This is a genomic window from Neisseria sp. HMSC067G12, from assembly GCF_001812725.1.
GTDB classification, from domain to species: Bacteria; Pseudomonadota; Gammaproteobacteria; order Burkholderiales; family Neisseriaceae; genus Neisseria; species Neisseria perflava.
In genome coordinates this window covers 216,735-243,610 of sequence record NZ_KV810212.1, presented here as the reverse complement: position 1 = coordinate 243,610, position 26,876 = coordinate 216,735, and the positions used below count along the sequence as shown (strand labels likewise).

Sequence of the window (26,876 nt, the reverse complement as noted above, 5' to 3'; positions counted from 1 at the left end):
ATGTCCCTTATGCATTTGCTTTTTCGGTGGCGGAAGTTGTCAGTGTAGTCAGTTCTTCCAGGGTGTTTATCCAAAGGGTGGGCTGGTATTCACGGCCGTATTGCTCGGGCTCGGCTTGATGAATATTGTGCGGCTTAGGCATGATGCCTATGGAGAGCCAACCCAGTTTGTTGGGTGCGACAAAATCTTTTTTGATGTTGTCGCCGATGTAAATAAAACGTTTTGCGGCCGGATATTTGTTTTGCAGGAAAACGAAACGCTTGTCGTCGGGCTTTTCCGATTGCATGGCTTCCGAAATCAAAATGTCGTCAAACAAATCGGTCAGGCCCAAGGCCTGTATTTTCAACCGCTGTGTCAGGCTGCGGCCGTCTGTAATCAGGGCGCGTGCGGCAAAAGGGCGCATTAGCTTCCGTAAAAAAGACGGTTCGACATAGGGTCGGATGGCAGGCCGATGCAGTCGATATTGCCACAAGAGTGATTGTTTCTCTGATTCGTTTAATTTGCAATGATGACACAAATTGTCGAGCCAGTCTTTACTTTTATTGTCGGCAATTTCATATAGTACGCCGGCATTGTATTGCGGATAAAGCGACGTAATCATTTCTACAACTGCCCGTATTCCGGAGCATTTGTAGTCATGTTCGGAGTAAAGCGTATCGTCAAGGTCAAAAACGATGACGGATTCTTCCGGCTTAATCATGTTCTCTTACCAAAACCTTAGCATCATAACGAAGCATGATTAAATTGTTTTCCCAGTCGTTGGAGAAGGGAATGTCTTGGCCGCCGATGTATTCTTGAATCAGCCAGCCCGGATAGTTGCCGCCTGCAGCGTAGGTCAGTGGGAAACCGCCGCCGAAACGCGGGTTGATTTCCACGCCGTAGGTCGTATTGTCGGTTTTGCTGACGAAGAATTGAGCGGTAATGCAGCCGCGTGCGCCTTCCAATACGGCCATTTTTTCAACCAACTCTTCATACAGGGCATTGCGCCGGGTCGCGCCTTTGCTGACTTCGCCGGTGCGTACTTCCAAACGTTCGCGAGGAATGGCGCATTTCAGACGGCCTTGACGGTCGTAATACATATCGACGGTAAACTCGGAAAAAGCATTTTCAATATCGATGTATTGGGCGAACATCATTTTCGGATCTTCGGCAATGTCGGCGGTCAGATCGGCCGGAGTGTTGATTTTTTTCGCACCGATGGCGCGGCTGCCGTCATAAGGCTTGGCAAAACACGGGAAGGCCAGGCTGTCCCGTTCGTAAATTTCAGGCGAACGGATGCCGTATTGTGCAAACAGGCCTGCGGTCAGGCGCTTGTCGCGGCACAGGGTAATCAGTTTTGCATCCGAAATGACAATATGTATTCCTTCAGCTTCAAAACGGTCACGTGCTTCGGCCAGTTTGAGCAGCTCGGTATCGATGGTTGGCACAATCAGACCGATGTCGTGTTGTTTGGCCAGCTCGAAAATGCTGTCAATGTATTCGGCTGCATCGATGCGCGGCACGCTGAAAGCGCGGTCGGCAACATGGCAGGCAGAAGACATGTGGGGGTTGAGGTCAGTAGCAAAAACGCCGATGCCGTCTGAAAAACGTGCGGCTTCGGTTTGGAAGTCCTGCACCAATTCGACACGGCGACCTGCCGACAGAATCAGTATGTTATTTTTTTTCATCAGTTTTATTACCCGTGAAATAAGGCATGGTGGCTTCTCCTTCGGCTGAGATGCCTTCTTTGACGAAGACTTTTTTAACCGTCAGGAACAAAATTTTGATATCCAGCCAAAAGCTGAAGTTGTCGATGTACCAAACATCGTGGGCGAATTTTTCATCCCATGAAATGGCGTTGCGGCCATTGACTTGCGCCCAACCGGTCACGCCCGGTTTCATTTCGTGGCGGCGGTTTTGGAAGTCGTTGTACAACGGCAGGTAGTGCATCAGCAGCGGACGAGGTCCAACTAGACTCATCTCGCCTTTTAAGACATTCCATAATTCAGGAAGTTCGTCCAAACTGGTGGCGCGTAATTTTTTGCCGAAATCGGTCAGGCGTTCGCTGTCCGGTAGAGGGTTGCCGTCTTTATCGATTGCATCGCGCATGGAGCGGAATTTAATCATTTTAAACGGTTTGCCATCCTTGCCCGGTCGCTCTTGGATGAAGAACACAGGCGAGCCTAAGTTTTTGCGGATGAGGTACACCAAAATCAAAAACACAGGCGACAGGATAATCAGCCCTGAAGCAGAGGCAATAATGTCAAACAGGCGTTTGAAAAATTTATTCATGAGCTAATCTTTCAATCAGGTTGACGATTTTTTGATAGGCAACGTCGCGTTTGAAGCGGCGGACGATTTCTTCGGACTGAACAGGATCGTTTTTGCGCTTCAAAATATCTTTGGCGGCTTGAACGAAACCGTCCACATCACCGGAACGATAGTTCGCATGCGGCAGCAGGGTAAGGACTTCGGCAACTTCGTCGTTGACCTGGCTGTTCAGAATCGGTTTTTGCAAAGCCATATAGTCGGACAGTTTGTTGGTAATCGACTGCATGGCGTAAGAGTGGATGGCGTTGACGGAAATGTCGCAGCCTTTGGCGACCGACATCATTTCGGCGTAAGGAATGTAGCCGTAAAACTTGATGCCGTCGCAGGCATATTGTTTGAGCCTGTCAAAATCGGGGCCGCCACCCATGATGTGCAATTCGACGTTTTCGCCGGCATCCAACAGCTTGCGAACGCCTTTGCACACAGTTTCCACGTCATAGCTGTAACTGAGCGTGCCCAAGTAGAAAAAGCGGGTTTTGTCGTCGCCAAAATCTTTGGCAGGCGCGGCATCGAGTTTGGGAAAATCCGCGCCGATATAAACGACTTCGCCAGGTACGTTCGGATTGGCTTCTTTGGCGCGGTCGAGATAAGTCTGCGATACGGCAACCAGTGCGTCGGCGTAGCGGTAGGCTTGGTTGGCGCGTGAAGCAAAGGGCAGCAGGTTGTGCGGTACTTTTTTCAAAAAAGGTACGACCGAGGAGAAAGACTCTGGCCATACGTCCTGCACATCGACAATCAGTTTGTAGCCCAAACGTGCTTTGTGTTTGCCCAACAGCAGGTTGGTGGCAATCAGCGGATAGGCGGAAAAGACGACGTCTTGTTCGCCCGGACGGCAGTTTTCCAACCATTGTTCAAAATGTTTGACGAAGCGGTGATGGCTGGTCACGCGCCCCAAAGACACGTTTTTGCTATATCCGCTTTCTTCCAACAGCATGACTTTCAGACGGCCTTGTGAGGCGGCCTCGGCATCTTCAGGCCGTCTGAAAGATTTGTCGTAGTGCTTGAAGTTGCTGGTAATCAGCAACACGTCATGCGACTGCGACAACAGCTCGGCAAGATACCAGAAGCGGTTGAAATGCGGCTCGGACGGCAGCGAGCAATAAGGGGCGACGATGGTAATGTTCATGTTTCAGACGGCCTTACATTTCGTACGCAGCCATGGTGGTGCGGTAGATTTCATCGTCGGAGCATAAGGTTTCGACATGTTTGTGCAGGGCTTTGCCCATTTGACCGCGCAACTCTGGATGCTTGATGAGTGTATCGACGGCTTCGATAAACGCTTCGTCATCGCCGAAAGGAATGCAATAGCCGGTTTGACCGGTGATGACCATTTCGGAAATGCCCGCCATGTTGTAGGTCACGACAGGCGTATCGTAAAGGCCGGCTTCCAAAATATTGTTGCCGACACCTGCGCCGTGGTCGCCCACGCAATGCGGCGTGTTCACCAAAATATCGACTTCTTTGAAGTAGCTGGTCAAGTCGCGGACGCCACCGAGGAAGGTGACTTTGTCTTCAATGCCCAAACGTTTGGCTTGGGCTTTGAGGTTGTCCATTTCTTCGCCGATACCTGCAACGTTGAGGCGTACAGGCATACCGCGGCCAACCATTTTCTTCAAAATATCCAACATCAGATGCACGGCGCGGACGGTGTCCAAACGGGAAAGCGTGCCCAGTTGGACATAGTCTTTGACCGTTTTTTCAGGAATGAAATCCGTTTTGTGCAGGGCGTTGTAAGTGTAGGTGATGCGGTTGGCAGGGAAACCGTAACGGATGAGTTTTTCGCGTTCGTGTTTACAGTTGCCGATGATGTACACGCCCAGCTTGTCAAAAAGCTTAGCAATTTTTGGATAAGTTTCCGGGTCAAGGCCGCGCGCGTGGTAGAACACTTTGGTTTTCGGAGAGGCAAACTTGGCCGCAATGGCGCAGGCCGGAACGATACGCGCCATTTGGCAGTGAATCACATCAGGTTTCTCTTTTTTCAGCAGTTTCATATAGGCAAACATGCCTTTGACGTAACCCAAAAGACCGCCTTGGTAAAAATCAATCGGCTGCCAACGGATGCCCAATGCTTGCGCTTCCTGAATCAAAGGGCCGTCTGAAGAGGCCAATACGGTATCGTGTCCGCGTTGTTTGAGCAGGCGGCCGAGGCGGAAAGTGGCATTTTCAGTGCCACCGAGGCCGGACATGGAGGTAGTCAGGATGATTTTCATGATGGTTTCTTCGTATCGTATAGTGTTTCGTTGTATGCGTAAGCGGCCATATCTTTCAGCTTGGGCGCAACAAATACGCTGTAAATAAAGATTAGCAGGCAGGGCAGCCAAATAAACGGCATACGCAAAATGGTGGACGGAATAAAACCGGCCAGCAGGAAAATGCCCAAGGCAACCCAAGCCAAAACGCGCGATTTACCGGTTACTGCGCGGTTTGAGGTGGTGTAAAGGAAATAAAACGCCGCAAAAGCAATAAAGCCGAGCAAGGAAATCATGCCGAAACCCAGATACAGCTCGATGATGAAGCTGTGCGGGTTTTCAAAGCCCAAGCTGCCACTCAAATGGCCGCCGAAATATTCGCGGAAGTTTTTAGGACCGTAGCCGGTCAGCAGCAGGGGCGGATTGTTCCAGAAGTAGTTGTAAATCTCCTGACGGTAGGACACGGAGTTGTCGCTGCCCAAGTCGTACAGGAAGAGGTACACGCGGCTGGAAAAGCGTTCTAAGAACTGGTTGCCGTTGAGCGACAGCAAAAATTCCGCAATCGCGCGTGACGGAATCATCGACAACACTAAAGCCAGCAAACCTGCGACGCCGACAGTAATAAAACCGTTTTTGCGATAGGCTGTATAAACCAGCAAAATCAACAGATAACAGCCGATGGCGGTACGCGATACGCTGGCGAAAATGGCCATGCCCAACAGCAGGAACAAAACCCAGCCCAGTAGTTTTTCTTTGTGTTTTCGTCCTTGGAGTTGGAAGAAAAACAAAATGGCAGGTGCAAGGCAGACTGCAGTGGCGGCAAGGTTGTTCGGGTTAAAGAACAAGCCTTTGAGCGAGCCTTCATCAATAGCCAACTCATCGCTGGCACTCACAAACTGAATACCGGTAGCCAGCTCTACAAACGGAGGTACGGTGATAAACAGCGTAAATACGATGAGGAACTTCTGAATTGTCCTCAAAGGGTCTTCGGCACGTTTCAATACTTGGTAAAACAAGTAGAAGAAAGTCGGAACCGCCATAAAAAACAAAATATCCATGTACTGCGTCGGCGTCAGCGACGTAATGCCCATGTGGATGGCAGGCCAAATGCACATGGCGGTCAGGGCGCAGAGCATGGCAAAAATCTTGCGCGGAATATGCTTGCTTTCCAGAAAAAATACGACAAAACCAAGCAGTACAAATATCAGGGTCAACGGGTTGTCGATGCGCGGCACGCCGACCTTAAAGGACAGCGCAGGCCCCAGCATATAGGCTGCGAGCATAATGTATAGGATGTAAGTGTATAAGTTCAGACGTTTTATTTTCATGGTCATTCTGTTGTTATCGTAGAGACGTGGATCTCAGGTTGGCTATTTTGCCGAACGGTTTAATTTGGCTTTGATTTTTTCGGTCGCGGCAAATAGTGCGTGTTTGTATTTTAGGAACAGGAAACCCAGTCCGACTGCCCATGCCAGCGCAAACCAAATGTAGTTGTCGCGCGTACCCAGCCAAGTATAGGCAAGGCAGATCATCAGGCAGAGTGTTGAATTGGTATAGATCTTCAGGCGCGGCAAAGGCTGCCACAGGCGTGAAGAGAATTCGGTTTTAAAGATGAAAAACAGCCAAAAAGCCGTTGCACTGGCCATAGCAGCACCTTTTGCACCGAATTTCGGCACCAGCAGATAGAGCAGGGCGGTATTGGCGATAAAGGCAACGATGTTGATGACGGTAATCAGCCAAGTCGAGCGGACGACGTTCAAACCGATGCCGCTGACTTCGGTCAGCGTGTAAAACAGGGGGAAAAGCATACACGAGAGCAGGATAAATTGAACCTGCGTATATTTTTCCGGCAGTATCCAGGTCGCCATCGGCGAGAAAATCCCGATGAGGCAAATCATTGCGCTGATGAGGACGGTCATGGAAAGCGTGATGTCGCCGATTTTATCCAGATTGGTTTTTTCTTCTACCCATTTGAACACCAAAGGTGCCCAAATGGTGGAAAACACGCTTTGGAAAATCAGGGCGACAGCGCCGAAACTGACCGCCATCGAGTAAATGCCCAATTCGTCCAAACCCGAGATGTTTTTGAGGACGAAGCGGTCAATCGAAGTCAACCCCCAATAGGCCAAGTTGCCGAATGCCAGCGGCAGGCCGTAGCGCAGGCCGTCTCGATGTAGCTCGGACGACCATTTCGCATGGGAAACGGCTTGCAGGTCTTGGCGCAGCTGATATATCAGCAGTACAACGGTCAGCACTTGGGCGGCGGTGTAGGCAAAAACCAGCGAAGTGGTATTGGCAGGCCGGCCGGAGGCAATCACGGCAAAAACCAACACCAAAATCAAGAATTTTGGCGCAAGCTGGCTGACGGAAAAAGCCAATGCCTGCTCTTTCATCCGCAAAATCAGAGCTAAAAAACGGGTAATCAGCGTGGTGGCCAAGAAAATCAGAAAGAGAATCCCCAAATTTGCACTGGGGATGTCAAAAATGATTTCAGACGGCCATGATGCGTTTATCAGTAACACTAAAACCACAACCGCCACCGTCAGAATCAATGGCGATAAAAAAACAGATTTGAACAGCACGGCCTTGTCTTTAACGGCGTAATAGTCGCGAATATAGGATTGGTCCAGCCCCAAGCCCAGCAACAGGATGCTCAATCCGGCAATGGTCTGCAAGAGTACGATACGGCCGATGTCTTCCGCAGGGAAGTACCATGAGATGAGCGGCAGGGAAAGCAGGCCGAAAGCGGCGCTTCCTATCGGGCCCAATGCGTAGCCGAGGATTTTTTTCGCGTTCATATTATTTGTTTTCAGACGGCCAGAAGTTAGAGCTGAGCGTTTTTCGTAAGGTATGCGTTGTTACCGTTGCCGGTTTCCCAAGGCCGTCTGAAAAAACAAATGGCCTTGGGAAACCGGCCGCCGTCCCGGTCGGAGAAACCGGAGGCAGCCGGATGCGTCTGAATCAAGATTATGCTTTGATGACTTTAGGATTTTTCACTGGGAATTTGCCGCGAGTATCGACAATCAGCTTGGCATGTTCGGTGATCATGTCATAGTCGAATTTGTCGTGATCGGTGGTCAGAACCACGCAATCGTATTGGGCGACAGTTTCAGGGGTCAGCGCTTCGCTCTTCAGATCGAAGTAGTGGTGGCCGGGGATGTGCGGGAACTTTGGAACGTGCGGGTCAGAGTAGGAAACCACCGCGCCCAGTTTGTGCAGGCGGTCCATAACTTCCACGGACGGGCTTTCGCGCATATCGTCCACGTTTTTCTTGTAGGCGATACCCAATACCAAGATTTTGCTGTCTTTGATAGAACGGTTGTGATCATTCAAAGCCAGGCCGACTTTTTCGATAACGTAGTCGGGCATGTGGGAGTTCACTTCACCTGCCAATTCGATGAAACGGGTGTTTACGCCGTATTCGCGTGCTTTCCAAGTCAGGTAGAACGGGTCGATAGGGATACAATGGCCGCCCAAGCCAGGGCCTGGGTAATAAGCAACGAAGCCGAACGGTTTGGTTGCAGCGGCATTGATGACTTCGTGAATGTCGATGCCCATTTTGTCGGCAACGATTTTCATCTCGTTCACCAAGCCGATGTTTACGGCGCGGTGGATGTTTTCCAAAAGTTTGGTCAGCTCTGCCGCTTTGGTGGAGCTTACTGGAACAACTTTATCGATGGCAGGTTGGTACAGCGCCAGGCCGACTTCCAAACAAGCAGGGGTATGGCCGCCGATGACTTTTGGAATGGTACGGGTTTCAAAGTTAGGGTTACCCGGGTCTTCACGCTCAGGAGAGTAAACCAAGAACACGTCTTGACCGACTTTCAAGCCGCCTTCTTCCATGCGCGGCAGCAATTCTTCTTCGGTAGTACCGGGGTAGGTAGTGGATTCCAAAGACAGCACTTGGCCGGCGCGCAGGTAAGGTTTTACCGCATCGGTAGTGTCGATCACAAAGCTCATGTCCGGCTCGCGGTATTTGTTCAGCGGAGTCGGTACGCACAAAATGACGGCTTCTACTTCGCCGATGCGGGAGAAGTCTGTCGTTGCTTCAAACAGGCTGTTGGAAGCAGCGGCAATTTTGTCGGAAGGGATATGCTCGATGTAGCTTTCGCCTTTGTTGAGCTTGTCGACTTTGTTGGTGTCAATGTCGAAACCCAAAACTTGGTAACCGATATCCACATAGCGCAACATCAGTGGTAAACCGACGTAGCCTAAGCCAACGATGCCGATTTTTGCGGTCTTATCGGCAAATTTTTGTATCGTAATGTTTTTCATGATGTCTTTCGTGTAATGAATGAGTAAATCGGGAGTGTTTGCCCGATGCCTGAGTTGTTTGCTGCAACCGCATAGCCATAGCCGGCTGCCGTATCGTGTGAAGCCTTAAAACCATACTTATAATTACATTAGACAAAATCATAAGCACTTATCTGATTCGTCTCAATCAAAAAAGTTTAACGGTCGTTCAGGCGGCCTCTATGGTATGGAAACGGTATTTTTGAATGCTTAATTTTTAGAAATTACATTCAACCACATGTTTTGATTTTAGATATTGTTTTGTCAAATGTATGATTCATGAAATGAAACTACCGTTTATGCCGTTTAAAACCCTTCTAGAATAAAAACTTTTAATAAATTTTCGTGGCTTAACTTATCTTAATAATCCATTATTTCGTGATGAAAAAAAGGAAAATTTGTCGACAATCGGCTTAAGGATAGTTAACTTAAGTCAAAGTTTTAAATTGGAATACGCTAAAGTCATTATAATATATTGACGAAAAAATTACATTTATTGCTATATAAATGATAGATATATTCTATTTACAATGGTTTAATTATTAAGTTGAGGCAATTAGACGGATTTTTTTTCGGAGAACCCATTTAATGTCCTGCCCGATGATTTCTACCGATTGACTTTGCCAAGGGCCGTCTGAAAGTAGGGCGGCCGGATTTTCAGGGAGGGAGAAAAGAGGTTTGCCTGCGCCTAACAGTTTCGGTGCTTGGTAGAGGACGATTTCATCCACCAAGTCATCCTTCAGGAAGGCTGAAGCAAGTGTTGAGCCGGCTTCTACCAGAACTTCGCCAAAGCCAAGTTCTGCCAGTTGCGGCATGAGTGAAAGAAGATTGATGCGGCCGTTGATGTGCTCAGACGGCCTGATGATGCGGATATGTTCAAATTTACCCAGCGCCTGCAAACGTTGTTCGTCTGAGGAAAGGGTAACGATAACGGTCGGGCTGTCGGTATCGGTCACGAGGTGGCAGTCCAAAGGGATTTGCAGTCGGCTGTCCAAGACGATACGCGCAGGTTGGCGCAGGGTGGGGAAGCTGCGAACGTTGAGTTTCGGGTTGTCGGCAAGTACGGTACCGATACCGGTCAAAACGGCGCAACTTTCGGCACGGAGAATTTGTACGTCTTCGCGTGCTGCTTCGCCGGTAATCCAAAAGCTGCGGCCGTCTGAAAGGGCGGTTTTGCCGTCCAAACTGGCGGCGCACTTGAGACGGACAAACGGTCTGCCGCGTTCGATACGCGACAGGAAACCGCGGTTGAGTTCGCGCGCCTGAGCTTCCAGCAAACCGCTTTCGGTACGGATTCCGGCGGCTTCCAGCATGGATAAGCCTTTGCCTGAGACCAACGGGTTAGGGTCGGTCATGGCGGCAACCACGCGCGTTACACCGGAATGAACCAGCGCTTCGGCGCATGGCGGTGTGCGGCCGTAATGGCTGCAAGGTTCCAGCGTGACATAGGCCGTTGCGCCTTTGGCCGCCGCTCCGGCCTGCCTCAACGCATGAACTTCAGCGTGCGGCTCGCCTGCTTTGACGTGGAAACCTTGTCCGACGATTTGTGCGCCGTGTGCAATTACGCAACCGACGCGGGGATTGGGGGAAGTAGAAAACCGCCCAAGCTTGGCCAGCTCGAGGGCGGTTTGCATCATTTGGGTATCAAGTGCGGAAAACATGGTTTCAGACGGCCTTATTTGGCTTTGCATTCGGCGATGACTTGGGTGAATTCGGAAACGTCTTTAAAGCTTTTATAGACGGACGCGAAGCGGACATAAGCAACTTGGTCGATTTTTGCCAGTTCCTCCATCGCCATTTCGCCAACGATGTGCGAAGCGACTTCTTTTTTGCCCAAACGGTAGAGGCGCTGCTCGATCAGGGCAACGGTTTCATCGATTTGTTCTTGTGTGACAGGACGTTTGTGCAGCGCGCGCTCAAGGCTGGTCTGCAGTTTGTGCGCATTGAAGGGAACCCGTGTGCCGTTGGATTTGATGACTTGCGGCATCCGCATTTCAACGGTTTCAAAAGTGCTGAAGCGTTGTCCGCATTCCAAGCATTTGCGGCGGCGACGGATGCTGTTGGTGTCTTCCAGCCATCGCGAGTCGGTTACTTGAGTGTTGGGGTGTTGGCAAAACGGGCACTTCATCGGGTTTCCTTGTCATACGCTCGGCAAGGTCGCTAAGCAATTGAATTTATTGTTTGTGAACTATTATTGTAGCGGATTGCGTTATTTTCGTATAGTAAAGGCTTTTGCGTAGAATTTAGGTATAAAAAGGCCGTCTGAAAGGGCAACTTTGGCGAAGTTGGGCTTTTCAGACGGCCTTATGTTTTTCAGTCAATCAAACGTCAAACCGATACGCCGACGGCACGGGCGATTTCCAAACCTTCTTCCGCGCTCATGTAAACCGGATTATCGGGGCGGTCGCTGAGGACAATGTCGCCGTCTTGAAACATCACCAATTCATTGACTGCCAATTGCGACCAGGTTTCGTCGCGGGTCAGGGGCAGGGTGGCGATGACGGAAACTTTATCGTTCGGGGTGGTCACTTCTGAAAAATCGACCATGACATCATCGTCCAGCAAACGTGCTTTGCCAAACGGGGCTTTACGCACAATGTAGTGCAGCAAGGTACTGGCGTGGGCAAACAGGCAGTCGCCGTTGGACATCACGAAATTAAACAAACCGTAGCGGCGGATTTCATGGGTCAGGCCGGCAATGGCGTCAAACAAAACTTCAGGTTTGGGCTTGGTGGCAAAGCGGCTGCGCAGGCGGTTGAGAATAAAGCAGAACGCGCGTTCGGAATCGGTTGAGCCGACGGCATGGTAGTACTCGCCCTGCTCGGGGAAAAAATCAATTAAATGGCCGTTGTGGGCAAACAGCCAATATTCGCCCCACATCTCGCGCATGAAGGGATGAGTGTTCGCCAATGAGGTCTGGCCTTGTGAGGCCTTGCGGATATGGGCGATAACGTTTTCAGATTTGATTTGGTAGGCGCGTACCAAGTCGGCAACGGGCGAGTTGGCGCTGGGTTTGTCGTCGTGAAACAAGCGCACGCCTTTGCCTTCGAAAAAGCCGATACCGAAGCCGTCGGCGTGGTGGTCGGTAATGCCGCCGCGACGACGGAAGCCTTCAAAAGAAAACATGATGTCTGTGGGAGTGTTGCAATTCATGCCGAGCAGTTGGCACATGGTGTTAACCTTTATTTTTGGGGTATTTATAGGGTTATTATGGTGTATCGGGCAGGCAGTTTCAATATGTAGAGTGTGATATGTTTATAACTGTCTCATACTTGGCAGGCCGTCTGAAAAATTGCTGTCAAAAATTCAGACGGCCTTAAAGTGTTTCCAGACAGGACGGCATTGTTCGGGTAGGTCGGGACAGGCGCCGAGTATGCCGCCGCTGAAGTCGTTGGGGCGGTGGAAGTCGCTGCCTGCGCTGGCGAGAAAGTCGAAGCGGTCGGCAAGCAGGGCATAGTTGAGGCGGTCGTTTTTACAGCAGTTGCCGCTGTGTACTTCAATCCCTGCGCCGCCAAGGTTTTTAAATTCTTGAAACAGGTTTCGTTTGGCGGTAGCGGATAATTCATAGCGCATCGGGTGGGCGATAATAGCCATGCCGCCCGCGCCTGTAATCGCGGCTACACAGTCTTCCAGTGTGGCCCATTCGTGTCTGACGGAACAGGATTTGCCGTCGCCCAGATATTTGGTAAATGCCTGCTGTTTGTTTTTAACATGGCCTTCGCGAATGAGGAATTCGGCAATGTGGGTACGGCTGGCCATTTCTTTGTTGGCGGCCAATGCCAGCGCGCCTTCATACGAGCCTGTTATGCCTTTTTTCTCCAGTTTGGCCGCGATGGCTTCCAATCGTTTTAGACGGCCTTTGCGGACTTCGGCAAGCAGGTTTTGCAGGGCTTCGTTGTGTTCGTCAAAGTCCAAACCGACAATGTGGATGGTGCGGCCGCGCCAAGTGACGGATATTTCCACGCCGTTGACGAAGGGGAGGCCGAGGGTATCGGCTTCGGCACGTGCTTCGGCAAGTCCGCCGGTATGGTCGTGGTCGGTCAGGGCGAGCAGGGTGCAACCGTTTTGAAGGGCGAGTCGGACGACTTCGGTTGGGGAAAGCATGCCGTCTGAAACGGTTGAATGGCAGTGTAAATCAATCATGGTTTTGCTTTGAATTTTCTCAAAAAAGGCCGTCTGAACGTTTCAGACGGCCTTGATTTGTTAGAACAGAGAGTCCAGTTGTTGTCTGTTATTGTTGCCGGTATTGCTTGGCAGAACTGGGGTTTCGTCTAATTCTTCACGGGCTGGCGCATTGCCGCTCTCGGTACGGCGGCGGTTTTCATTCGGAACGGCACGATGGGCAGGACGCGGAGCAACGCCGCTGTTGTCCAAGGCCAGGTCGGAGCTGGTGGTCATGCGTTCGCGCATATACACTTCGCCGCCGTTTGTAACCACGCCTTCAGGTGCTTTCATCGGTTTGACGCTGGTGCCTTTCAGGGCGAAGCGCATGTATTCTACCCAAACCGGTACGGCGATTGTACCACCGTAACCTGCACGACCCATGCTGCGCGGTTTGTCAAAGCCGATATAGACGGCAGTCACAACGCTAGGGTTGAAGCCGACAAACCATGCGTCTTTGTTGTCGTTGGTGGTACCGGTTTTACCGGCGATGTCGGCGCGGCCGAGTGCGGCTGCACCGCGTGCGGTACCGACACGGACAACGTCTTGCATGATTTTGTACATGATGTAGGCGTTGCGCGGGTCAATGGCCTGAGGTGCGTTCTCACCGGCTACCAAAGGTTGCATTTGCGCTCTCAGACGGCCTTGGCTGTCGTAGATTTTGTCGATGACGTGGGCAGATACTTTGTAACCGCCGTTGGCAAAGACGCTGTAACCTTCTGCAATACGCAACGGTGTGGTTTCGCCTGTACCCAAAGCCATAGACAGGCTAGCAGGGATTTCAGACGGCTTGAAGCCGAAGCGTTGGATGTATTGTTGCGCGTAGCCGATGCCGATAGACATCAGGATGCGGATGGACACCATGTTTTTCGAAGCGGTCAAAGCCTGGCGCAGCGTGATGTAACCGGAATAGCGGCCGTCTGAATTTTTCGGGTTCCACACTTTGCCGTTTGCACCTTTGCCCGGCAGGGAAATCGGCGCATCGTTAATCATGGTGGAGGCAGTCATGCCTTTTGCCAAAGCGGCGGAATAAACAAACGGTTTAAACGTAGAGCCGGGTTGGCGCATGGCTTGAGTTGCGCGGTTGAAGGTTTTGCTGTGGTAGTCGTAGCCGCCGACCAATGCGCGGACTGCACCGGTTTTCGCATCTAAAGACACCAATGCGCCTTGCAGCAAAGGCTCTTGAACGACGGTAAAGGTATCGCCGCTGCCTTTAACGCGGATGACGGAGCCGCGGCGGATGCGGTCTTCGCCCATTTTTTCGTTGTTGACGGCACGGGCGGCAAAGCCTAAAGCGTGGCTGTTCAGCGTGACTTTACGGCCGCTCGGCAATTGAATCTGTACACCTTTGCGGGAGGCTTCCAATACAACCGCCGGAATCATTTTATCGACGGTGTAAAGTGTAGAAAGGTATTGGCTGACGGTTTCTTCTACGTTGTCGCTTTTGCTCAGGTCGATGTAGTTTTCTGCACCGCGGTAGCTGCTGCCGCGGTCGAAATTGCGCAGGACTTTACGCAGGGCCTCGGTGGCCACGCGCTGGTGTGCGGTGTCGACGGTGGTATATACCTTGAAGCCTTGAGTGTAGGCATCTTCGCCGTATTTCTCAAACAGCTCTTGACGCACCATTTCGGCAACGTACAGGGCGCTTTGATCGATGTTTTGTACAAAACGCTCGTAATGCAACTCTTCTTTCAAAGCCTGATCGCGTTGCTGCAGGGTAATCATGCCTTCTTCCAGCATATTGTTCAGAATATAAGCCTGACGCAGTTTGGCGCGTTCAGGATTTACAATCGGATTGTAGGCGGAAGGGGCTTTGGGCAAGCCGGCCAACATGGCGGCTTCGGCCAATGTTAACTCGTTAACATTTTTGTTGAAATAAATTTGGGCTGCAGATGCAAAACCATAAGCGCGTTGACCCAAATAGATTTGGTTGAAGTACAGCTCCAAAATCTTGTCTTTGCTCAAAGACTGCTCGATTTTGTAGGCCAACAGGGCTTCGTTGAATTTACGGGTGAACGAACGCTCGCTGCTCAGGTAGAAGTTTTTAGCAACCTGTTGCGTAATCGTACTGGCACCGGATTGGACGCCGCCGGCCATGACGTTGCCGATCGCGGCGCGCGCCACACCCCAAACGTCCACGCCCCAGTGGTCGTAGAAGCGTTTGTCTTCGGCGGCAATCACGGCATTTTTCAAAACTTTGGGAAAGTCACCGATTTTGGTGAATTCACGCCGTTGCTCGCCGTAAACGCCAATCACTTGGCCGTCTGAAGAATAAATCGTCAGCGGCATTTTGGGTTTGTAGTGTTGTAAAGTGTCCAAAGACGGCAGTTTCGGATAGGTGACCAAAATTGCAATTGCAATCAGCCCCACGCCGAAAAGAGCCAGTCCCAATAAGAGACCCAGGCAGGTCGTTATAATCTTTTTAATCATGACTAAGTAATAATTTGCCATTAATGGCGATAAATAAAGTAAAATGGGAAACGATTTCTATCAGCCACAGTTAATACTGTGCAAAGAATAAGAAGTCCTTTACGGATAACGAAACAGTTACTCACTCCTAAATGATACAGGGAAGTCAAATCATGCGCTTATTTAAAAGCACGAAAGATACCAAAACAGGCAAGGCTTCTAGTGGATTGAACAACCGCTCTGCCATCGGTGTCGATATCAGCCAACATGCCATTAAGATGGTACAACTGACAGGCCGTAGTTTAAACCAAATTCAGCTGGAAAAATACGTTATTACCAAATTGCCTAAAAATATTGTCAAAGGCAACAAAATTCAAGACTACGATCAGCTTGCTACTTACATCCAACATACTTACACACAATTACGCAGTTCTTGCAAAAATATTGTTGCGGCCGTGCCACAAAATTTGGCGACAGTCGAGCAAATTATTTACAACCCGCGTGATACCGATTTGGACTTGGAAGAGTTTGTCGAAGCGGAAGTCGGCCAATTTGCGCCTATTGAAGAAATGAACTACGACTTTCAAGCCGAAGAAGTCGGTTCAGGCCAGCATGTTTTAGCTGTTGCTGCCAAAAAAGACGATGTCGAGCCACGCATTGAAATGTTTGAGAATGCGGGCTTGCCTTTGTCCGCTTTGGATTTAGACTTGCTGGCGCAACGCAATGCCTTTGTTCATTGGATGAATACGCATGCTCCCGAAATGGCAGATGAAAAAGTTGCCGTGTTTGGCATTCATGCGACGCAAATGTATGCCCTGATCCTGCAAAACGGCCGTATCCTCTACAAACAAGAAACGCCGGTCAGTACAGAGCAGCTCAATCAGCTGATTCAGCGTACTTATCAGGTAACTGAAGAAAAAGCCGCACAAATGATGGCTTCCCAAAACAAGCCTTCCGACTACCAGTCTCAGATTGCCGACCGTTTTAATGTGCAGGTTGCGCAGGAGGTTCAGCGTGTTTTGCAATTTTACTATACCACGCAGGCCACTGATTCTTTCTCCAATATCAAACACATCCTGCTGACCGGCTTTACCGCGCAGCAGGCAGGTTTGGCGGAAAGCATTTTCTCGCAAACCAATACGGCAACAGAATATCTGCATCCGATTTCATATGTGGAACGCAGTGCAAAAGTAGAATTGCCGCAGTTTCAAATTGATGCGCCGTCACTGACTTTGGCGTTCGGATTGGCATTAAGGGGGCTTTGAGAACATGATCGAATTAACCAGAATCAACCTTCTTCCGTATCGGGAAGAGATTAAACAGCGCAAGCAGCAGCAATTCAAAGTATTGATGCTTGGCGCTTTTGCAGTGGGTTTGGGCTTGGCGGCCGCTACCTATCTCGGTATTGACAGCGCCATCAGTAATCAAGAAGGGCGCAACAACTTCCTGCAAACCGAAATCGACAGACTTGATAGAGAATTGGGCGAAATCGATAAACTTCAGCAAGAAAAAGAAGCCTTCTTGGCCAAGAAACTGAAAGTGGAAGAGTTACAGGAAAAACGCTATCAAGCGGCCTATATCCTTGATTCTTTGAATGCGCTTACACCCGATAATACTTATTTGACTGCGTTGGAAGCGGAAAGCTCGACCAGCTATAAAATCAGCGGCCATGCCGTCAGCGACAATAAAATCGCCGTTATGATGCGCTCCCTGCCAAGTACAGGTATTTTCTTGCAGCCTGAATTGTTGAGCATTAAAAAAGTAGATAACTACCAAGAATTTACTTTGAAATCTTCAATCAACCAAGTGAATACGCCGGCTCCTGCACCGACTGCCCAAAGCAGCGGTGAAATGGCCGAACCTGTGGCAGAACCTGCTCCGGAGGCTCAATAATGGCATCTAAAAACCTGAAACAATTGGACGTACAAAACCTGTACCTGCTCAATATGCCTTCAAAACTTTTGCTGGCGGGTTTATTGATTGTCGGTGTGTTGGCTTTGGGCTATGTCGGCGTATTTAAAGATCAGATTGAGACCCTGAATACGCAGGAAGCTAAAGAGGAAGAGCTGAAGGAAACCTTTACGCGTAAAAGCATTCAGGCGGCAAGCTTGAATAATCTGAAGGCTGAATTGGCTTCGATCCGCTCTGCATTTGATGTTTTGTTGAAACAACTGCCGACCGACGCGGAAATTCCGAACCTGATTCAAGAGCTTCATCAGGCAGGTTCAACCAACGGGTTGCGTTTGGATAGCGTTGCACCGCTCCAACCTGAAAACGATGGTCCGATTCAAAAACTGCCGTATCAGATTTCCATCACAGGCAAATACTCACAGATCAGTCAATTTACCCGTGATGTAGGCGATTTGTCGCGCATTATTACTTTAGATTCTTTAAAACTCGTGAATGCAGGCGAGGACAAAGAAGGCAAAGGCAATAAAGGCGAGTTGACATTGAGCGCGATTGCGACGACTTATAAAGCACGTCCGGCCGAAGAGATTGCTGCCGAATTGGCTGCGCAACAGGCACAAGAAGAAGGCAAACCTGCCGAGAATGAGCAAAAATAAAAGAATAGGGAAATCATGAAAAAAATCATCTTACTCTTAAGTCTTCTTCCCTTGGCAGCCTGTACGCAAAGCTATGAAGATTTGACTCAATGGATGACGCAAACCCGTCAGGAAGCAAAATCCAAGATTATTCCGTTTGAAGAGCCGACGGTTACATTGCCTAAGCCGTATAACCCGCCGAACTTTAAAGGCATGAATGCGTTTGATTCACGCCGTTTGGACACTGCCCCTAAAGGCGGCAATGCGCCGGATGTGAACCGTCCGAAAGAAACATTGGAAGCCTTCAGTTTGGAAAATATGGCCTTTGTCGGAACGCTGCAAAGCGGCGGCAAAGTTTCCGGATTTATCAAGGTCAACGACCATGTTTATACCGTTTATCCCGGAAACTACATCGGTCAGAATTACGGCAGAATCCAAAGTATTACCGAAGACAAAATTATCTTGACCGAGCAAGTTGAAGACAGCTACGGCAACTGGGTGTACCGGAAGGCCGAATTGCCATTGAGCAGTAAAGAGGCGGATTCTTCCAATAGCTCCGATAGTTCGAATTCAAATTAATTTAGGGGTCTCACTCGATTATGAAAACCAAGCACATGACAAAATTATTTGCCGGCTTCAGCGTTGCCCTCGCTGTTCAGACGGCCTTTGCAGGCAATATTACCGATATCAACGTTTCCACTTTGCCTGACAACCAAAAAATCATCAAAATCCGTTTCGACAAAGACGTCACTACACCTCATGGTTTTGTAACATCTACTCCGGCGCGTATCGCATTGGATTTTGCCAACACCAATATCCGTTTGCCTCAGCCTGTTTTGGAATATGCCGACCCATTGCTGCATCAAATTACTGCGGCACAAAACAATGACCGTGCACGCGTGGTTTTGGGTTTGAACAAAATCAGCCAATACAATACTGAGATTCGCGGCAACGAAGTTTGGGTATTTGTAAATGAATCTACTGATCAAACCAATGCTGCCATTGCCAATGAACGTGCGGCTACGCCGTCTACCGCGCGTGCTGCTCAGACTTATCAAGCCGTTTCAGCAGCCAATATCGATTTCCGCAAAGGCGCACGCAATTCCGGCATTATTGAATTGTCCGCCCCAGGTTTTAGCGGACAGCCGGACATTAAACAGCAGCGCGACCGCGTGGTTGTGACATTGAAAAACCATACGCTGCCGACACAAGCGCAACGCAGTTTGGATGTGGCTGACTTCAATACCCCTGTACAAAACGTTACGCTCAAACGTATCGGCAATTCTACCCAGCTCATTATCCGCAACAATAATGCGAATTGGGACATCAATACCAAAGCTTCTTCAGGCCGTTTTGTATTTGAAGTATCGCCTAAAGCCGCCAATACCGAATCCGGCGGCTTGAACCACAATGCGAACAAATCGTTCAAAGGCCGTAAAATTTCTTTGGATTTCCAAGATGTAGAAGTTCGTACCATCTTGCAGATTTTGGCGAAAGAATCCGGCGTGAATATTGTTGCCAGCGATACCGTCAAAGGCACCATGACTTTGTCCTTGAAAGATGTACCTTGGGATCAGGCTTTGGATTTGGTCATGCAGGCGCGCAATTTGGATATGCGCCGTCAAGGCAACATTATCAATATCGCCCCCCGCGATGAATTGTTGGCAAAAGACAAAGCCTTCTTGCAGGCTGAAAAAGAGATTGCCGAATTGGGTCCGCTGTATTCTCAAACCTTCCAGTTGAAATACAAAAACGTGGAAGAATTCCGCAAAATTCTGCGCTTGGAAGAATACGACAGCAATAATTCCAATACCCGCAATACTCTGTTGAGCAACCGAGGCAGCGCCTTAATCGATCCGGCTACCAATACGCTGATCGTGACCGACAACCGCGGCGTGATTGAGAAATTCCGCAAACTGATTGATGAATTGGACGTTCCAACCCGTCAAGTGATGGTGGAAGCGCGCATTGTTGAAGCAGAAGATACCTTCTTCCGCAACTTGGGCGTTAAATTTGGTTCCGGTGGTGCAAGTGGCCGTAACGCATGGGGCAGCAACTGGAGCAATGCACAAACCAACTACAATACCAATGCCTCGTTTAACCGTGGTGATGTCCGCTATCCTACTTGGTCTTTGGATCCGAACGTCAGCCTGCCGACCGCAGCCGCAGTCAACAGCATTGCGCTGGTGCGTGCGTTCTCGTCCGGTGCATTGGGTTTGGAAATCAGCGCGTCTGAAGAACAAGGTAAGAGCAAAACCATTTCCAATCCGCGTGTGCTGACACAAGACCGCAAAGAAGCCAAAATCGAATCCGGTACGGAAATTCCTTACCAAGAAGCTTCTTCCAGCGGTGCGACTTCGATTACCTTCAAGAAAGCCGTTTTGGGCTTGACCGTAACGCCGAATATTACGCCTGACGGTCAAATCATCATGACTGTGAAGATTAATCGCGATACCCCGATCGACTGTACCGTGGATTCTCTGACAACCAAGTGTATCAACACCAAACACTTGAATACCCAAGCCATGGTTGAAGATGGCGGTACGCTGATTGTCGGCGGTATTTACGAAGAAGAAAGCACCAATGCAGTGAACAAAGTCCCTGTTTTGGGCGATATTCCTGTTGTCGGCAATCTGTTCAAATCACGCGGCAAGCGTGAAAATCGTCGTGAGCTGTTGATTTTCATCACGCCGCGCATTATGGATAATGTGGGTAACAATCTGCGTTATTGATTTTAGAATAACAAACAGGCATACCTGCAAAGGTATGCCTGTTTTCGTTTTCAGACGGCCTTTCGTTTCAGGCCGTCTGAAAAACCACGAACTTTTCCAAGAAACCGCCATATCGTATAAAATGACCCACATGGAAAAAATCAACGGTAATTTAATTTTAATCGGGCTGATGGGCGCGGGCAAAACCACTTTGGGCAAGCAGCTTGCCCAAATGTTTGAATGCCCGTTTTACGACAGTGACTACGAAATCTGCGCTTCTTCGGGCGTATCCATTCCGACCATTTTTGAGATGGAAGGGGAGGAAGGCTTCCGCAACCGCGAAACCAATATGCTGAAGAAGCTTGCTTCCCGGCGCAACATCGTTTTATCGACCGGTGGCGGCTCTGTGTTACGCAGTGAAAACAGACAGATTCTGCGCCAAAACGGCATGGTTGTTTATCTGCATGCTAGCCCTGAAACCTTGCTGGAGCGTACACGTTACGACAGCAACCGGCCGCTGTTGCAAGTTGCCGACCCTTTGGCCAAACTGCAAGAGCTGTATGACCAACGCGATACGCTGTACCGCCAAACCGCCCATCTCGTCATCGAATCCGACAGTTGTCACAAAACGCTCAAACGCCTGATACAGGCTTTAGACGAATAAATACGCTTTGCAAAGGAATACCATGCGCACACTGACTGTCCAGACCCCGTCCCATCAATACCCCATCTTTATCGGGCATAAACTGATTGAGCAAGCAGATATGCTGCTTCAGCCCTATTTAGGTAAAAAAACAGCCATCATTACCAACGAAACCGTTGCGCCGCTTTATCTCAAACAGCTTCAGACGGCCTTAGACAGAGTGGGCGTGCCACATTTCAGCATTATCCTTCCCGACGGCGAAGAATATAAAAACTGGCAGACGCTCAACCTGATTTACGATGGCCTGATGCAAAACCGTGCCGAACGCAAAACCACTTTAATCGCTTTGGGCGGCGGCGTGATAGGCGATATGGTCGGTTTTGCCGCGGCGACTTATCAGCGTGGCGCACCTTTTATCCAAGTACCGACCACATTGCTCAGCCAGGTCGATTCCTCGGTCGGCGGTAAAACCGCCATCAACCATCCGCTCGGTAAAAACATGATTGGCGCGTTTTACCAGCCGCAAGCCGTTTTGGCCGATTTGACCGCCTTGCAAACGCTGCCGCAACGCGAACTTTCCGCAGGCATGGCCGAAGTCATCAAATACGGCGCATTGGGCGATGCCGAATTTTTTGCCTGGTTGGAAGAAAATATGGCCGACCTGATGGCGCAACATCAAGAAAAAATGGCGGAAGCCGTTTACCATTGCTGCAAAATGAAGGCCGATATTGTTGCCCAAGACGAAACCGAGCAGGGCATCCGCGCATGGCTTAATCTCGGCCACACTTTCGGCCATGCCATCGAAGCCGAAATGGGCTACGGCGTATGGCTGCACGGAGAAGCCGTTGCCGCCGGTTGCGTCCTCGCTTCCCGTTTGTCGCAAATCTTGGGCAAAACCCGACAGGCCGACACCGACCGCATTGCCGCTTTAATGGAAGCCGCTTCCCTCCCGTCTGCGCCGCCCGTTTTCTCCTTTGAAAAATGGATTGAACACATGAGCCACGACAAAAAAGTCAGCAGCGGCATCATGCGTTTTGTCGGTTTGGAATACTTGGGCAAAGCCAATATTACCGAAATTACCGATATGGAAATCCTCCGCCAAACCTTGCAACCGTATTTGTGAGGAATGAAGTAGGTTTGCTTCAAAATATAAAAAGGCCGTCTGAAAGTCATTTTCAGACGGCCTTTGGTTTTAAAACGTTTTCATTTATCGGATTAAAGCTAGATAAACCAATTTGGGCGGGTCAATTATTTAAAGCATCTTTTTATCCAACTCGGCAATAATCAACAAGCCGCTGTCAAAGCGTCGGCTGTCGGCCAGTTTCAGACGGCCTTGATGGCGTTTGACAATGGTGTCTGCGATGGACAGGCCAAGTCCGGTGCCTTGTTGTTCGGTGCCGAGAATACGGTAGAAAGGGTCGATAACGCGTTGGCGTTCGCTTGGGGGAATGCCGGGGCCGTTGTCTTCCACCCAGATGTTGAGGTATTCGGCGGTTTCGTCAAAGCCCAAATCGATGCGGCCGCCTTTGGGAGTATAGCGGATGGCGTTGTCGGTAAAGGTTTTGATGAGGGTGTAGATTTCGGTGTCATCGGCGTGGATTTGGCAGTCGTTTTCGACGGCGACGCCGATGTCTTGACCTTTGGCCAGCGCCAGCGGCATGAGTTCCTGCAAGACGCGGCGGAACTGGTTTTGCAGGCTGATCAGGGTTTTGGGGCGTTGGGTTTCGGGCGCTTGGGCGCGTGCGAGGGAGAGGAGTTGCTCGAGCAGGTGGCGGTTGCGCTGTATGCTTTGTTGCAACAGGGCGGACTGCTCGCGCGCTTCGGCGGACAGCTGCATATTGTTGAGCCTCTCTGCCTGAAGGGAAAGGGCGGTCATGGGGCTGCGCAATTCGTGTGCGGCATCGGCGATAAAGCGTTGCTGTTGGCGGACGTTTTCATCGGTACGTTGCAACAGGTTGTTGATGGCGACGACAAAGCCTTGGATTTCGCTGGGAATGTCTTGCGTGTCCATAGGCGAGAGGTCGTTGATTTGGCGCAGCTCCAAATCGTTGGACAGGGTTTTGACGGAACGCATGGTGCGGTGGGTAATCCAGACGGTGAGCAGGATAATCAGGGGCAGGGCGAGGAGCATGGGGAGGATGCTCTGCACGGCAGCCATTTCGGCCAGCTCTTCGCGGTAGTCGCTTTCCTGCATGACGGCAATGCGGCCTTGTTTGGTGGTGCGGGTATAAACGCGGTAGTAATCGTCGTCGTCATCAGACTGAATGGTGTGCAGGCCGTCTGAAATCTTCTCAGGCAGGCTGACAATGGGGTTGGGCGTATTGGGAAATTGAACGGAAATCTTGTTGTCGTTGTCGAGTGAGTGATTCTCGTCATCGGCATCGCTCGGGTCGAGATAGTTCGCGACTTGGCGCAACAGATCGTCTTGAACCTCTTGGGTCTCGTGATAAGTATCGTAATATGAAAATATGCCTGCAAGAATGGAGAGGGGCAGGAGCATACAGATCAGGGCGAGGCTGATCCGGACTTGCAGGGATTGTTTGATAGTGTGGATAAGGCGTTGCATGGTTTGTGTGTTGATATTGTTTTGGTTTTTCAGACGGCCTGGTTGTTTTGTGCAACCAGCCAGCCGACCCCGCGGACGTTTTGAATCGCTTCTTTGCCGAGTTTTTTGCGTAAGGCGTGAATCAGGAAGTCAACGGCGTTGCTTTCGACTTCTTCGCCCCAGCCGTAGATTTTGTCTTCCAAATCGCTGCGCGACAGAATCATGCCCGGACGCAGCAGCAGGGCTTGGAGGACGGCAAATTCTTTGTTGCTGAGCATGATGGCCTGTTCCTGCCCGACCACTTCTGCCTGATGGGTGGAAGGGTTGAGCATGATGATGCCGTTGGTTAGTAGCGTTTGCGCCTGTCCGCCGTGTCGGCGCAATACGGCGCGCATACGGGCTTGCAGCTCCGCCATGTCGAAGGGTTTGACGATGTAGTCGTCTGCGCCGCCGTCTAGGCCGTTGAGGCGGCTGTGCAAATCATCGCGCGCGGTCACGATTAAGACGGGAACGGTACAGCCGCCGTTGCGGATTTGCGCCAATACGTCCAAACCGTCTTTGCCGGGCAAACCCAAATCCAAAAGCAGCAAATCGTATGCCTGCGCCGCCACTGCTGCGGCAACTTCCGAACCGCGGCTGACCCAATCGACAGCGTAGCCGGTGTCTTTCAGGTTGGCACTGACGGCTTGGGCAATCATGGCATCGTCTTCAACCAATAATACGCGCATGGAAGTTCTCCGTGAGGATGGGTGGACAGTGATTATAACCGCACTCAATTAGTAAAAATTTAGGAGCTGTCTAAAAACTGATTTTTTGCAAAAGATGAGGCCGTCTGAAATTTCGTTTTTCAGACGGCCTGTATGCTTCAATCCCGATTATTTAGGGTTTTTCTCAATCAAGGCAACCAATTGGTCGATATAGCCTTGAACAAATCCGCGCGCGGATTCGATGAGCTGGCCGTTGTCGTCAAACAGGGTAGGCGAGTTGCCGAGAAACACTTCCGGTTGGCCGGTCAATGGCATATCGAAATACGAAAGGGCAAGGCGCAGATTTTTTTGCGCGCTATAACCGCCCATTTTACCGACAGAATGGCTGATGATGCCGGCCGGTGTTTTTTTCCAGGCAACATCGGCATTGGGTTTGGAGCCGATGTCGATGGCGTTTTTCAGGCAGGCGGGGACGGTACGGTTGTTTTCGGAAGTCACGAACAATACGCCGGCAGAGGCTTTGATGGTTTCACGGAACTCGGTATAGCTGGATGGAGTGGGGAAGTCGGTAACGGCAGGATCGTCGTAGTCGAAGTTGTATAAAGGCAAATGGCCGATTTCGACGATTTGCGCTTCGTAGCCTTCGTGGAACATGGGAATGACGTTTTGTGCGACTTTTCGTGCGAACGAGCCTTTACGCAGGCTGCCGACCAAGATGCTGACTTTCTTTGACATGTTTTTCTCCTGTTTAATAATAAAAATGAAAACAATTCTAAATTTTAGTGTTATCTGGGGAAGCGGTCAAGGTTTCAGACGGCCTGTCAAAATGGTTTATGCTAAAATAACGGTTTCGCTGATATTTCAAATTATTATGCACGCTTCTGATTCGCAAGAGGGTGAAACGGCACACGAATACTACGCCGACGATACCGACTTTCCTGCTAAAACCATTGTCGCCACCTTATTCATCGGCGCATTTTTCGGCTATCTCAACGACACGCTGTTGAATGTCGCGCTTACGCCGATTATGAAGGATTTTGGTGTCGATAAGACCACGGTTCAATGGCTGACAACGGGCTTTTTGCTGGTCATGGGGGCATTTACGCCGATTACGGCAGGCGTGATTCAATGGTTTGAAACGCGCAAAATGGTGCTGTTTACGCAGGCAACGTTTTTAGCAGGATCGCTGATTTGCGTGTTTGCACCGACGTTTGGCGTATTGGTGGTCGGTCGGATGGTGCAGGCAGTGTCTGCCGCGTTTTTTGTCCCGCTTCTGTTTAACGGTGTGTTGTCGATTTTCCCTCCCAACAGGCGCGGAACGGCGATGGGTGTGATTACCATGATGTTTACCGCCGCGCCTGCAATGGGGCCGACGCTGTCGGGCATCATCATCGACCATACGCATTGGCGCGTGCTGTTCGGTTTTACCGCGCCGTTTATGTTGGCGGCGATGGTGCTGGCGGGCAAATATTTAACGGTCAATTTGAGCAACATCAGCCGTCCGAAAATTGATATGTTGTCGGCTGTGCTGTCGATTGTGGGCTTCGGCGGGTTGGTTTATGCGAGCAGTAATTTTGCCCATATGCCGCTGCTGGAATTTATCCTGCTCTTTGCTGCTTCCGTTGTACTGGTGGGGTGGTTTGCGCGCCGGCAGTTCCGTTTGGCTACGCCGTTGTTGAACCTTCGTGCGTTTGAATACAAACAGTTCAGATATTGCGTTGTGATTTTGGCCGGTGCGATATTCCTGTTTTTGGGCTTGGAACTGATGGTGCCGATGTACACGCAGCAAGTGTTGATGCTGACCGGTACGGCAACTGGCCTGATCCTGATGCCTGCCAGTATTGCCCAAGCGGTTGCCGCGCCTTTGTTCGGCAAATTGTTGGACAAAAAGGGCGGACGCTTTGTCGTTTTGCCGGCAACAGTGATGCTGGTGGTGTCGTTGGCGGTATTGTGGCTGTTTTTGCGGATTGATACGCAAGTGGTGATGTTGACGGCGATGTTTACGCTGTTGGCGCTTTCCGTGTCTGCTTGTGTAACCGGCGAAACCCATGGTCTGAACGCGTTGCCGAAAATGCTCAATCCGCACGGTGCGGCGATTCTGACCACCATCAACCCGATTGCCGGTGCCATCGGCGCGGCGTTTTTTGTTGGTGCGACCAATATCGGCGAGAAACTTTCCAGCGCAGATATGCCGCAACAGGCAATGCTGGACGGTATCCATTTGGCGATGGGTTGCGCTTTGGTTGTCGGTGTTGTGGTCGTCATGTTTGCTTTACGTTTGAAAGCGCATCAGAAATAAAGAAAAAGGCCGTCTGAAACGTTCAGACGGCCTAAGCACCTCGTAAGAATTTATAAGATTTTGTAA

The 26,876-nt window shown here is 50.2% G+C and carries 24 protein-coding genes; 8 read left to right on the top strand and 16 right to left on the bottom strand.

Features of this window, described 5'->3' with window-relative positions; translation table 11 throughout:
- Positions 1-7: 7 nt before the first annotated feature.
- The 13 genes from HMPREF2871_RS08730 to HMPREF2871_RS08670 all read right to left on the bottom strand — a co-directional run bounded on the left by HMPREF2871_RS08730 (position 8) and on the right by HMPREF2871_RS08670 (position 15,383).
- The gene (locus HMPREF2871_RS08730; protein WP_036492784.1) at positions 8-700 is read right to left on the bottom strand and encodes an HAD family hydrolase; all 693 of its coding nucleotides are present in this window, start codon (positions 698-700) and stop codon (positions 8-10) included.
- Positions 693-1,667 carry an ATP-grasp domain-containing protein gene (locus HMPREF2871_RS08725; protein WP_070629752.1) on the bottom strand — a complete coding sequence of 325 codons (975 nt, stop codon included), beginning with the start codon at positions 1,665-1,667 and terminating at the stop codon, positions 693-695. Before HMPREF2871_RS08725 ends, HMPREF2871_RS08730 begins: the two co-directional genes overlap by 8 nt.
- The gene (locus HMPREF2871_RS08720; protein ID WP_004520870.1) at positions 1,654-2,271 is read right to left on the bottom strand and encodes a sugar transferase; all 618 of its coding nucleotides are present in this window, start codon (positions 2,269-2,271) and stop codon (positions 1,654-1,656) included. Before HMPREF2871_RS08720 ends, HMPREF2871_RS08725 begins: the two co-directional genes overlap by 14 nt.
- A complete protein-coding gene (locus HMPREF2871_RS08715) occupies positions 2,264-3,436 on the bottom strand; it encodes a glycosyltransferase (RefSeq protein ID WP_049336951.1) in 1,173 nt (390 codons plus the stop codon). Before HMPREF2871_RS08715 ends, HMPREF2871_RS08720 begins: the two co-directional genes overlap by 8 nt.
- A gap of 13 nt (positions 3,437-3,449) precedes the next feature.
- The gene (locus HMPREF2871_RS08710; RefSeq protein ID WP_049344291.1) at positions 3,450-4,520 is read right to left on the bottom strand and encodes a glycosyltransferase family 4 protein; all 1,071 of its coding nucleotides are present in this window, start codon (positions 4,518-4,520) and stop codon (positions 3,450-3,452) included.
- Positions 4,517-5,827, bottom strand: a complete 1,311-nt coding sequence (locus HMPREF2871_RS08705; RefSeq protein ID WP_049336953.1) for an O-antigen ligase family protein — start codon at positions 5,825-5,827, stop codon at positions 4,517-4,519. Before HMPREF2871_RS08705 ends, HMPREF2871_RS08710 begins: the two co-directional genes overlap by 4 nt.
- Before the next feature lie 42 nt (positions 5,828-5,869).
- The gene (locus HMPREF2871_RS08700; RefSeq protein ID WP_070629754.1) at positions 5,870-7,297 is read right to left on the bottom strand and encodes an oligosaccharide flippase family protein; all 1,428 of its coding nucleotides are present in this window, start codon (positions 7,295-7,297) and stop codon (positions 5,870-5,872) included.
- Positions 7,298-7,466: 169 nt separating this feature from the next.
- The gene (locus HMPREF2871_RS08695) at positions 7,467-8,774 is read right to left on the bottom strand and encodes a nucleotide sugar dehydrogenase (RefSeq protein ID WP_070629756.1); all 1,308 of its coding nucleotides are present in this window, start codon (positions 8,772-8,774) and stop codon (positions 7,467-7,469) included.
- Positions 8,775-9,334: 560 nt separating this feature from the next.
- Entirely contained in the window at positions 9,335-10,453 is a 1,119-nt protein-coding gene (ribD, locus tag HMPREF2871_RS08690) for a bifunctional diaminohydroxyphosphoribosylaminopyrimidine deaminase/5-amino-6-(5-phosphoribosylamino)uracil reductase RibD (protein WP_049344287.1), read from the bottom strand.
- A 14-nt stretch (positions 10,454-10,467) separates the two neighbouring features.
- Complete coding sequence (gene nrdR / locus HMPREF2871_RS08685; RefSeq protein ID WP_004520863.1) at positions 10,468-10,920, bottom strand: transcriptional regulator NrdR; 453 nt, start codon at positions 10,918-10,920, stop codon at positions 10,468-10,470.
- A 200-nt stretch (positions 10,921-11,120) separates the two neighbouring features.
- Entirely contained in the window at positions 11,121-11,963 is an 843-nt protein-coding gene (locus HMPREF2871_RS08680; RefSeq protein ID WP_049344283.1) for a class II glutamine amidotransferase, read from the bottom strand.
- A 135-nt stretch (positions 11,964-12,098) separates the two neighbouring features.
- Positions 12,099-12,935: a PHP domain-containing protein gene (locus HMPREF2871_RS08675; RefSeq protein WP_049344281.1), complete on the bottom strand. Its 837-nt coding sequence runs from the start codon at positions 12,933-12,935 to the stop codon at positions 12,099-12,101.
- 60 nt (positions 12,936-12,995) lie between these two features.
- Positions 12,996-15,383 carry a penicillin-binding protein 1A gene (locus HMPREF2871_RS08670; protein WP_049344279.1) on the bottom strand — a complete coding sequence of 796 codons (2,388 nt, stop codon included), beginning with the start codon at positions 15,381-15,383 and terminating at the stop codon, positions 12,996-12,998.
- A 152-nt stretch (positions 15,384-15,535) separates the two neighbouring features.
- Between HMPREF2871_RS08670 and pilM the strand changes: the two genes are divergently transcribed.
- The 7 genes from pilM (at position 15,536) to aroB (ending at position 22,382) form a co-directional block, all read left to right on the top strand.
- Positions 15,536-16,627 carry a type IV pilus assembly protein PilM gene (pilM, locus tag HMPREF2871_RS08665; protein ID WP_049336959.1) on the top strand — a complete coding sequence of 364 codons (1,092 nt, stop codon included), beginning with the start codon at positions 15,536-15,538 and terminating at the stop codon, positions 16,625-16,627.
- A 4-nt stretch (positions 16,628-16,631) separates the two neighbouring features.
- Positions 16,632-17,255, top strand: a complete 624-nt coding sequence (locus HMPREF2871_RS08660; RefSeq protein ID WP_049336960.1) for a PilN domain-containing protein — start codon at positions 16,632-16,634, stop codon at positions 17,253-17,255.
- On the top strand, positions 17,255-17,926 hold the full coding sequence (pilO, locus tag HMPREF2871_RS08655; protein WP_049336961.1) for a type IV pilus inner membrane component PilO: 672 nt from the start codon (positions 17,255-17,257) through the stop codon (positions 17,924-17,926). The genes HMPREF2871_RS08660 and pilO overlap by 1 nt, the downstream gene beginning before the upstream one ends.
- Before the next feature lie 15 nt (positions 17,927-17,941).
- The gene (locus HMPREF2871_RS08650; protein ID WP_049344277.1) at positions 17,942-18,484 is read left to right on the top strand and encodes a pilus assembly protein PilP; all 543 of its coding nucleotides are present in this window, start codon (positions 17,942-17,944) and stop codon (positions 18,482-18,484) included.
- Between the two features lie 20 nt (positions 18,485-18,504).
- Positions 18,505-20,637, top strand: a complete 2,133-nt coding sequence (gene pilQ, locus HMPREF2871_RS08645; RefSeq protein WP_049344275.1) for a type IV pilus secretin PilQ — start codon at positions 18,505-18,507, stop codon at positions 20,635-20,637.
- 130 nt (positions 20,638-20,767) lie between these two features.
- Positions 20,768-21,280, top strand: a complete 513-nt coding sequence (locus tag HMPREF2871_RS08640) for a shikimate kinase (RefSeq protein WP_049344360.1) — start codon at positions 20,768-20,770, stop codon at positions 21,278-21,280.
- Between the two features lie 22 nt (positions 21,281-21,302).
- Positions 21,303-22,382, top strand: coding sequence for a 3-dehydroquinate synthase (gene aroB, locus HMPREF2871_RS08635; protein WP_049344273.1), 1,080 nt, complete (start codon positions 21,303-21,305; stop codon positions 22,380-22,382).
- Positions 22,383-22,511: 129 nt separating this feature from the next.
- Here the strand turns inward: aroB and HMPREF2871_RS08630 are convergent, their stop codons facing one another.
- The 3 genes from HMPREF2871_RS08630 to HMPREF2871_RS08620 all read right to left on the bottom strand — a co-directional run bounded on the left by HMPREF2871_RS08630 (position 22,512) and on the right by HMPREF2871_RS08620 (position 25,246).
- The gene (locus tag HMPREF2871_RS08630; protein ID WP_049344271.1) at positions 22,512-23,825 is read right to left on the bottom strand and encodes a sensor histidine kinase; all 1,314 of its coding nucleotides are present in this window, start codon (positions 23,823-23,825) and stop codon (positions 22,512-22,514) included.
- A gap of 29 nt (positions 23,826-23,854) precedes the next feature.
- Positions 23,855-24,532: a response regulator gene (locus HMPREF2871_RS08625; RefSeq protein WP_049344268.1), complete on the bottom strand. Its 678-nt coding sequence runs from the start codon at positions 24,530-24,532 to the stop codon at positions 23,855-23,857.
- 147 nt (positions 24,533-24,679) lie between these two features.
- Positions 24,680-25,246 carry an NADPH-dependent FMN reductase gene (locus HMPREF2871_RS08620; protein ID WP_049344266.1) on the bottom strand — a complete coding sequence of 189 codons (567 nt, stop codon included), beginning with the start codon at positions 25,244-25,246 and terminating at the stop codon, positions 24,680-24,682.
- 136 nt (positions 25,247-25,382) lie between these two features.
- Between HMPREF2871_RS08620 and HMPREF2871_RS08615 the strand changes: the two genes are divergently transcribed.
- A complete protein-coding gene (locus HMPREF2871_RS08615; protein WP_049336971.1) occupies positions 25,383-26,810 on the top strand; it encodes an MFS transporter in 1,428 nt (475 codons plus the stop codon).
- Positions 26,811-26,876: the final 66 nt, after the last annotated feature.

What these genes read in the sequence shown, in the direction of transcription:
- HMPREF2871_RS08630 (WP_049344271.1), bottom strand. Translation starts at nt 23,825, where the DNA reads ATGCAACGCCTTATCCACACTATCAAACAATCCCTGCAAGTCCGGATC.
- pilO (WP_049336961.1), top strand. Translation starts at nt 17,255, where the DNA reads ATGGCATCTAAAAACCTGAAACAATTGGACGTACAAAACCTGTACCTG.
- HMPREF2871_RS08620 (WP_049344266.1), bottom strand. Translation starts at nt 25,246, where the DNA reads ATGTCAAAGAAAGTCAGCATCTTGGTCGGCAGCCTGCGTAAAGGCTCG.
- HMPREF2871_RS08660 (WP_049336960.1), top strand. Translation starts at nt 16,632, where the DNA reads ATGATCGAATTAACCAGAATCAACCTTCTTCCGTATCGGGAAGAGATT.
- HMPREF2871_RS08640 (WP_049344360.1), top strand. Translation starts at nt 20,768, where the DNA reads ATGGAAAAAATCAACGGTAATTTAATTTTAATCGGGCTGATGGGCGCG.
- pilM (WP_049336959.1), top strand. Translation starts at nt 15,536, where the DNA reads ATGCGCTTATTTAAAAGCACGAAAGATACCAAAACAGGCAAGGCTTCT.
- pilQ (WP_049344275.1), top strand. Translation starts at nt 18,505, where the DNA reads ATGAAAACCAAGCACATGACAAAATTATTTGCCGGCTTCAGCGTTGCC.
- HMPREF2871_RS08700 (WP_070629754.1), bottom strand. Translation starts at nt 7,297, where the DNA reads ATGAACGCGAAAAAAATCCTCGGCTACGCATTGGGCCCGATAGGAAGC.
- HMPREF2871_RS08715 (WP_049336951.1), bottom strand. Translation starts at nt 3,436, where the DNA reads ATGAACATTACCATCGTCGCCCCTTATTGCTCGCTGCCGTCCGAGCCG.
- HMPREF2871_RS08710 (WP_049344291.1), bottom strand. Translation starts at nt 4,520, where the DNA reads ATGAAAATCATCCTGACTACCTCCATGTCCGGCCTCGGTGGCACTGAA.
- HMPREF2871_RS08730 (WP_036492784.1), bottom strand. Translation starts at nt 700, where the DNA reads ATGATTAAGCCGGAAGAATCCGTCATCGTTTTTGACCTTGACGATACG.
- HMPREF2871_RS08650 (WP_049344277.1), top strand. Translation starts at nt 17,942, where the DNA reads ATGAAAAAAATCATCTTACTCTTAAGTCTTCTTCCCTTGGCAGCCTGT.
- ribD (WP_049344287.1), bottom strand. Translation starts at nt 10,453, where the DNA reads ATGTTTTCCGCACTTGATACCCAAATGATGCAAACCGCCCTCGAGCTG.
- HMPREF2871_RS08625 (WP_049344268.1), bottom strand. Translation starts at nt 24,532, where the DNA reads ATGCGCGTATTATTGGTTGAAGACGATGCCATGATTGCCCAAGCCGTC.
- HMPREF2871_RS08705 (WP_049336953.1), bottom strand. Translation starts at nt 5,827, where the DNA reads ATGAAAATAAAACGTCTGAACTTATACACTTACATCCTATACATTATG.
- HMPREF2871_RS08680 (WP_049344283.1), bottom strand. Translation starts at nt 11,963, where the DNA reads ATGTGCCAACTGCTCGGCATGAATTGCAACACTCCCACAGACATCATG.
- aroB (WP_049344273.1), top strand. Translation starts at nt 21,303, where the DNA reads ATGCGCACACTGACTGTCCAGACCCCGTCCCATCAATACCCCATCTTT.
- HMPREF2871_RS08670 (WP_049344279.1), bottom strand. Translation starts at nt 15,383, where the DNA reads ATGATTAAAAAGATTATAACGACCTGCCTGGGTCTCTTATTGGGACTG.
- HMPREF2871_RS08615 (WP_049336971.1), top strand. Translation starts at nt 25,383, where the DNA reads ATGCACGCTTCTGATTCGCAAGAGGGTGAAACGGCACACGAATACTAC.
- nrdR (WP_004520863.1), bottom strand. Translation starts at nt 10,920, where the DNA reads ATGAAGTGCCCGTTTTGCCAACACCCCAACACTCAAGTAACCGACTCG.
- HMPREF2871_RS08675 (WP_049344281.1), bottom strand. Translation starts at nt 12,935, where the DNA reads ATGATTGATTTACACTGCCATTCAACCGTTTCAGACGGCATGCTTTCC.
- HMPREF2871_RS08725 (WP_070629752.1), bottom strand. Translation starts at nt 1,667, where the DNA reads ATGAAAAAAAATAACATACTGATTCTGTCGGCAGGTCGCCGTGTCGAA.
- HMPREF2871_RS08720 (WP_004520870.1), bottom strand. Translation starts at nt 2,271, where the DNA reads ATGAATAAATTTTTCAAACGCCTGTTTGACATTATTGCCTCTGCTTCA.
- HMPREF2871_RS08695 (WP_070629756.1), bottom strand. Translation starts at nt 8,774, where the DNA reads ATGAAAAACATTACGATACAAAAATTTGCCGATAAGACCGCAAAAATC.